This is a genomic window from Flavobacterium sp., assembly GCF_044361065.1.
Classification (GTDB): Bacteria; Bacteroidota; Bacteroidia; order Flavobacteriales; family Flavobacteriaceae; genus Flavobacterium.
The window spans coordinates 1-3,959 of the sequence record NZ_JBIKJI010000171.1 but is presented as its reverse complement, the minus strand read 5'-3'; the positions used below and the strand labels follow the sequence as shown (position 1 = coordinate 3,959).

The window sequence follows — 3,959 nt, the reverse complement described above, 5'->3', positions numbered from 1 at the left end:
TTTGCAGAAACTTCACCTCTAATTTTACCAGTAGGAGCAGGGATACCTTTAATTCTAAATGTTTGTTTACTTGAAAAGGTTCCACCGCCGTTTGGTAATGTAGCAGAAACATTAATAGTTACGTCTTTACCTTGTCCTGGGTTTAAAACATATTGTCCAGGTTTACCTGAAGATCTCATCCCAGGAGCATTTGCTTTTACGTCACTTGAAGGAATACCAGGAACAGATACCGAAATTGGGTTATCTACACCTCTGTAAACTACATTCATTTTATCTGCAGAAACAATGGCTTGATTTGGTTTAGGTACCACTACATAGTTACCTTTAATTGGTAAACTAACCACTTTTCCATTTTCGTCAAAGTTGAAAGATCCTGTAATTTCTTTTTCACCAACACTTCCTGCTCCAAAAGAGAATTTAGCTTGACCTGCTTCCGCTTTCATTGATTGACCATTTACAATTACAGACTTTGCAACTAAATTAGGATCAAATTTTCCTAATATAATTTTTCCTGTTACTGTTTCTCCTTGAAAGAAAGCTGTTTTGTCTGGAACTACTATTGGTTGGTAAGCTGTTAAAGAGGCTGCTGCAACTAAGTCTGATTGAAACATACCACTAATGATATCGCTTTCAGTTGTTTTAATATCAGCTTGAATTTGTGATAATTTAGTAATAGATGCAATTAAAGGGAAACCTTTATAATTGTAATCTAACCAAGGCACATTTCCATCTTCTGTTTTTACTTTGTTTGTAGCAAATCTTTTTTCAATTTTTTTCATTTCAGCTTCTACAATTGAGCTTCCACCCGTTGCTTTAATTTGAGCTGCAAATGAACTAAATTTATTTAAAAATTCAGTACCTTTAGCTGATGGTCTGTCGCCAGAAAACCAGTATTCATCAATTATATCACCTTTATCCATTGCTTCGAAATTAAGACTTCCATCTTCTTTTCTTTCAACATCTTTAGTGAATTGTGTTTTTAATCCTTCTACATAACTGTAGAATTCTTTACATAATAATCTGATTTTGTCAACTTTAGCTTTTTTGTCACCATATTGTTTTGGTTGATCTTGCGCTTTTTGAGCTAACTGATCGAAAGCTGATTGATTTCTTGCTTCTGCAATACCATTTGATTCTGTGATTTTGTCATTTAAGATACCAAAAGCCGATAATACTTCTTTTGACATATTCATTGCCAACATTGCCACAAAAACCAAATACATCAGATTAACCATCTTCTGTCTAGGGGTAAGTTTTCCTCCTGCCATTTTTTTCTAATTAGTTTAGTTAATTAATTTGTTTAATTTATTTGATAAAACTAATTATCCTTTGTTTTGCATTGCAGTTAACATTCCACCATATACTGCATTTAATGAAGATATGTTTGATGTCATAGATTGCATTTGCTCTTTTAATTTAGATGCATTTTCTGCAATTTCTGCATTTGCATCTGCATTTTTCTGAGCACCATCAATTTGTGCTTTGTATAAGTTGTTTAACGCTTCTAATGAAGTAGCTGCGCTTACCATTTGTTCAGCATATTTAGTTTGAGAAGCTATAGCGTCAACAGTAGGAGCAATACCTTTAGCAGCACCTTCAAAGTTTTTAATACTATTTCCTAAGCTTGTCATTAATTCCCCATCAATTTTAGCCTCTTTTAATAAGTTGTCTAATTTTTGAGATAATAAACCTTGTGCTTCTTCAGGGTTTTCTTTTTTTCCTGATTTTGGTTTAGCTTCTCCACCAGCTAATTCTGGGTACACTAAAGACCAATCTAATTCATGCTCAGGTGCTTCAAACGCTGATAAACCGAAAATAAATGCCTCAGTTCCCAATCCTACGATTAGCATAATTCCTGCTCCAGGCCAGTGCATTAATTTGAAAAGTGCCCCAAGGATTACTACTGCTGCTCCCATACCGTAAGCGAAATTCATTGCTTTTTTGCTTAAAATTGCCATAATTTAAAATTTTAGTTTGTTTAGTTATAATTATTTAGTTTAGTTAAATTCTTGTTTATTATTTTATTTATTTCCTGTTTTTTGTGTTCCCATAAAATCTTGTACAGTTCTGAAGCCAATATAACTTCTTGCAGAATCTTTATATTCAAAATCACGTGTAGAAACTTGTAAGAAGAAACCTACATCTTTCCAAGAACCACCACGAATCACTTTTCTTTGGTTTGCTTTATCTGAAACATTTGGACTCATAGTAGAAATAAATTCATAAGCTCCTGCATCGTAAGAAGAATCCGTCCATTCAGCTACATTTCCAGCCATATTATATAAATTGAAATCGTTTGGTTCAAATGATTTTGCTTCCACAGTATATAAGGCCCCATCTGCAGCATAATCTCCTCTCATAGGTTTGAAATTCGCTAAGAAACAACCACGGTCGTTTTTAGCATATGGTCCACCCCAAGGATATGTTCCTGATTCAATTCCGCCTCTTGCAGCATATTCCCATTCTGCTTCTGTTGGTAAACGGAATGAATTCACTTGATCTCTTCCTTTTTGTTTTTTTACATATGAGTTTTTATACAATGTTCTCCAAGCACAAAATGCTTTTGCTTGATCCCAAGAAACTCCTACTACTGGATAGTCTCCATAAGCTTGGTGCCAAAAATAACTATTGTGCATTGGTTCGTTGTAAGAATACGCAAAATCTTTAATCCATACTGTTGTATCTGGATATATTTCTATAGGTTTTGCATCTTCATAAAAGTTTTTACGCCCTTTTTTCTTTACTGCTTTGTTTAAGTCAACTTGATTGTATTTGAATTTTAATTTACTTACATCAATCGTTTTTAACCCATTAAACGATTCTGATTCTGGTAAATACATTGAATCCATTACTTCTACATAAGCCGCATCTGGATATTTAGCAGTTTCTTTTATTAATTTTACTTTTTTATTTGTTTTTCTATTAGCGTATGGATCGTCATCTGTTCCTACACTATAATAGTTTTCATACATATATTTGTCGTACGCTGTCATTTTAGCTGGATCAATATCTGCGAATGCAAAATCACCGATACTTCCTGAGTTTTTTCCACCAGCAGCTGGTTTTGCGCCATCTTCATCTGCTTTAACAGCTAATCTTGTTCTAATTGTAGAATCTTTAACCCATTCTACGAATTGGCGGTATTCACTATTTGTAATTTCAGTTTCATCCATATAAAATGAAGGAACTGTAACTGTTTTAGTTGGCGCATCTTGTACATTGGCAATGTCATCGTCTGACTTACCCATAATAAATGCACCTCCAGGGATAAGTGTCATACCAAAAGGTTTTTCTGAAAACCATTTTTTGCCTTTAACTCCTACCACTTCACCTTTATCACCTTTTCCACAGCTTGTAAGTAAAGCTAATGCCGCCGATAATACTAAAAACTTTTTCATATTAATTGGGTTATAAAATTTTATTTTATTTTAGGCTTCAAACCTATCTATTTATTTTGACATATACAATAGCAAAAGCAAAATAATCTAAAAAAAAGTGCATTTTATCGATTTTTGCTATGCTTTTAACGATTTTTTTAATAGCTTTTTCTGTGTGCTTTCCACCATCTTTCGGGGATTTCAGCGTTACAAGCCGCTACATAATCATCGTTTGTACACGGTAATAACGTTTTTTTAACTGTTTTATTATATATTGTATTGTAATTTATTTCCATCCACCATCTTTCAGATCGGTTACTTTTATAAAAAACCAATTCTTCTTCTTCAGCTAAAACTATGTATCTATTATAATTTGTTTTGTCTTCAAAAGGATATTCGTAACTTCTTAAGTGAAATCCTTCAATAAAATACCATACAATTTGTGCAATGATTTCATTTTCGTTGGTATTGAAAAATTGATTGAAAATTCCAAAAGCACTTACTTTATCACTTATTCCTGCATATCGTGCTAAAGTGCAGATTTCTCTACCATCAAATCCATTTGGATAAAATTCTGTCGTA

At 33.1% G+C, this 3,959-nt stretch carries 3 protein-coding genes and 1 pseudogene; all 4 read right to left on the bottom strand.

Features of this window, described 5'->3' with window-relative positions:
• A partial coding sequence (gene gldM, locus ACIQ11_RS09290; protein ID WP_396154347.1) for a gliding motility protein GldM occupies nt 1–1,268 on the bottom strand: 1,268 nt, incomplete at its 3' end.
• A 54-nt stretch (nt 1,269–1,322) separates the two neighbouring features.
• Nucleotides 1,323–1,958, bottom strand: a complete 636-nt coding sequence (gene gldL, locus ACIQ11_RS09285) for a gliding motility protein GldL (protein ID WP_396149822.1) — start codon at nt 1,956–1,958, stop codon at nt 1,323–1,325.
• 63 nt (nt 1,959–2,021) lie between these two features.
• Nucleotides 2,022–3,398, bottom strand: coding sequence for a gliding motility lipoprotein GldK (gene gldK, locus ACIQ11_RS09280; protein ID WP_396154346.1), 1,377 nt, complete (start codon nt 3,396–3,398; stop codon nt 2,022–2,024).
• Nucleotides 3,399–3,535: 137 nt separating this feature from the next.
• Nucleotides 3,536–3,959: pseudogene (locus tag ACIQ11_RS09275) on the bottom strand (arginase); the annotation flags it as partial.